This is a genomic window from Pseudoxanthobacter sp. (assembly GCF_036822375.1).
Taxonomy (GTDB): Bacteria; Pseudomonadota; Alphaproteobacteria; order Rhizobiales; family Segnochrobactraceae; genus Pseudoxanthobacter.
In genome coordinates this window covers 1-2,058 of record NZ_DAISHT010000359.1, presented here as the reverse complement: position 1 = coordinate 2,058, position 2,058 = coordinate 1, and the positions used below count along the sequence as shown (strand labels likewise).

Annotated in this window: 3 protein-coding genes; 1 reads left to right on the top strand and 2 read right to left on the bottom strand. The window is 66.6% G+C overall.

What is annotated here, in order from left to right; genetic code table 11:
• Positions 1–430 (bottom strand): aminotransferase class III-fold pyridoxal phosphate-dependent enzyme (locus V7067_RS17605; protein ID WP_334177183.1); only part of this gene is annotated, 430 nt, incomplete at its 3' end.
• A 39-nt stretch (positions 431–469) separates the two neighbouring features.
• Positions 470–1,435, bottom strand: a complete 966-nt coding sequence (rocF, locus tag V7067_RS17600) for an arginase (RefSeq protein ID WP_334177182.1) — start codon at positions 1,433–1,435, stop codon at positions 470–472.
• 157 nt (positions 1,436–1,592) lie between these two features.
• Here rocF and V7067_RS17595 point away from each other — a divergent pair, with 157 nt between their 5' ends.
• Positions 1,593–2,018, top strand: coding sequence for an Lrp/AsnC family transcriptional regulator (locus tag V7067_RS17595; protein ID WP_334177181.1), 426 nt, complete (start codon positions 1,593–1,595; stop codon positions 2,016–2,018).
• Positions 2,019–2,058: the final 40 nt, after the last annotated feature.

Here is a 2,058-nt window from a genome sequence, read left to right as displayed (position 1 = left end):
CGTGGAAGTTCTCGGCGCACACGATCACCTCGGCCTTGCCCTCCGGCACGCCCTTGACCTCGTAGCCCCACTTGCGCACGGCTTTGATGGCCGATTCCACCGCCTCTGCGCCGCTGTTCATCGGCAGGATCTTGTGAGAGCCGGTCAGCGCGGCCAGTTCCTCATAGAACAGCGACAGCTGATCGTTGCGGAAGGCGCGCGAGGTGAGGGTCAGCTTTTCCGCCTGCTTCACCATCGCTTCAAGGATCTTCGGGTGGCAGTGGCCCTGATTGACGGCGGAATAGGCCGACAGGCAGTCGAGATAGCGCCGCCCTTCGACATCCCACACCCACACGCCCTTGCCGCGTTCCAGAACGACGTCGAGGGGCTTGTAGTTGCGGGCGCCGAGGGTGTGCTCGACTTCGATGATCTGCGAGGTGTGCCGCGTCATTGTTGTTTTCTCCGGAAGGTGTCGTGAGCGACCGCGGCGTCAGGCGGCCCGTTCCAGAACCGTGCGGCCGAACAGGCTCGCCACCAGTTCCGCAACGAGCTGGCAGCTGCGGCCGCGCTCATCGAGGAAGGGATTGAGTTCGACGACGTCGACCGAGCCGACCAGCCCGCTGTCGGCCAGCATCTCCATGATGAGATGGGCCTCGCGATAGGTTGCGCCGCCCGGCACCAGCGTGCCGGTGCCCGGGGCAATCGCGGGGTCGACGAAATCGACATCGAAGCTGACATGAAGATGGGTGCGGCGCGGATCGAGCGTGCCGAGCACGCGCGAAATCAGCGGGAAGACGCCCTGCTCGTCGATCATGCGCATATCGGTGCAGGAAATGCCGTGCGTCCTCAGGCGCAGGCGCTCTTCGGCATCGATGGAGCGCTGGCCGAACAGGCGGAAATTTGCCGGCGGCACGGGCACGAACGGCCGGTTGCCCAGCAGCGGGCGCAGCAGCGGGTCGCCGCACAGGAACGAAATCGCCATGCCGTGCAGATTGCCGGAGGGGGTCGTTTCCGGCGTGTTGAAATCGGCGTGGGCGTCGATCCACAACACGACCGGCGTCTTGCCGGTTTCCTCGGCGCGGCGCGCGACGGCGCTGACGGTGCCCATGGAAATGGCATGGTCGCCGCCCATGAACATCGGCACTCCGCCCTGCCGCAGCAGCTCATAGGCCGCATCGTGGATGGCGCCGGTCCAGGCGGCGACCTCCTCGACATTGTTGCAGCGATGGGTGACGGCCTCGCCGAGGCGCACGGCATCGAGCATGGCCGGCCGGGCGACATCGCCGCAATCGATCACGTCGTGGCCGAGATCGCGCAGCATCTGCGGCAGACCGGCGGTGCGCAGGGCCGCGGGGCCCATGACGCAGCCGGCGGTGCCGGCGCCGCGCTCCAGCGGCACGCCGAGCAGGTGAACCGGCCGGCGGCGGCGGATATGGGTGGGGCTTTCGGGCCTCATCGCGCACTCCATGGCGTCTGGCCGGTGCCAGAGCGGCAAGAACGATATCTGGAAGAACCCGATTATGGCCGCAGCCCCGGTCAACAAAAAGCCGGAGAAGTGCTGCGTTCTGTGCCATATTCTGACGGAACGACAGCTATGGATGACGGAACGGCAGATGGATGACGGACTGGATTCGACCGATCGCCGCCTGATCGAGCTTCTGCGCGGCGACGGCCGGCTGCCGGCGGCGACGCTGGCGAAGATTCTGAACGTGTCGCGCGGCACGGTGCAGAACCGCATCGACCGGCTGATCGAGCGGCGCGTCATCATGGGCTTCACCATTCGCCTGCGCGACGATGTGGAGGCCGGCCTGATCCGCGCGCAGACGGCTCTGGAGGTGCGCGCCAACTATCAGCCGGTGATCGAAGCCATGAAGCGGATTGCGGAGGTGCGGCGTATCTTCACCACCAACGGCCGGTGGGACGTGGTGGCCGAACTGGCCGCGCCGGACCTCGCCACCCTCGACCGCGCGCTCGCCGAACTGCGCTCCATCCCCGGCGTCGCGGCCTCGGAAACGAACATTCTGCTCAAGGAAGTCTGACAGGGGCGCAGGTCTTGCAGGGATGGACGTCGGACAGGGA